Origin of the sequence: Streptococcus sp. C300 (assembly GCF_000187645.1) — a bacterium.
Taxonomy (GTDB): Bacteria; Bacillota; Bacilli; order Lactobacillales; family Streptococcaceae; genus Streptococcus; species Streptococcus oralis_CQ.
In genome coordinates this window covers 1-833 of sequence record NZ_GL732477.1, presented here as the reverse complement: position 1 = coordinate 833, position 833 = coordinate 1, and the positions used below count along the sequence as shown (strand labels likewise).

2 protein-coding genes are annotated in these 833 nt (G+C 26.4%); both read left to right on the top strand.

Translation table 11 applies throughout. The features are described from left to right. On the top strand, positions 1–223 hold a 223-nt coding region (locus HMPREF0849_RS10750; RefSeq protein WP_232202902.1), incomplete at its 5' end, for an FtsX-like permease family protein. A gap of 112 nt (positions 224–335) precedes the next feature. After that, a partial coding sequence (locus tag HMPREF0849_RS09970; protein ID WP_232202901.1) for a hypothetical protein occupies positions 336–833 on the top strand: 498 nt, incomplete at its 3' end.

Sequence of the window (833 nt, the reverse complement as noted above, 5' to 3'; positions counted from 1 at the left end):
GTACTTAAGTTTAACAATACTGAGTTTTGTTGTGGCTCTTCTACTATTTCAAATATTAGATAATCAAATTAAGAAATATTCTAAGAGTTTAGGAATTTTACGTGCTATTGGCTATAATAAATTTCAACTATCTTTAGCTTTTTATTGTTATGAATATACCTATTATTATTGGTATTTGTGTTGGTTATTTAATTGGTTATTTGCAATCATTTACATTTATTGAAACATATCTAACTACTTTCAATTTTCGCAATATCACACCTTCGCTTGATCTATTTGCTAGTTTATTATTGTTGTTGAGTTTAAGTACCATTCTTAGTTGCTTTAATATATTTGTGGTTTATAGACTTATGTCGGTAGATGTTCTTGAGAGTATATATGAACGTGAAAAACTAAAATTAAATTACAAATTATTTGGAAAACTTAATAAAATTTGGGATAAGTTACCGTTTATTTGGAGAGTAAAAAATAATAATTTGTTAAAAAATATTCCTCGGACTTTTTCAGTTATATTTATGGGTTTCATCTCATTTTTCCTTTTAAACTTTGCGTTGTCACTTTCGAATATTGCAAGTAAACCTGTGCTACAGTATTCTAATTCTTTAAATTATAAGTATGAATATATTTATAAGAATACGCAACTAGATGATGGTGAAAATACTGAATCAGTTTCGTATATATCAAACTTGATGATCAATATAGGTGATGATTCTTGGGAAAACCACAGCGCTCAATTTGTAAATCAAAAATTTAATTCAATAAAAATCCTTGCTTCTAATCATGAAAGTATTTTTGAGAGCTTAACATCCGAGGATTCAATTATAATTTCAAAG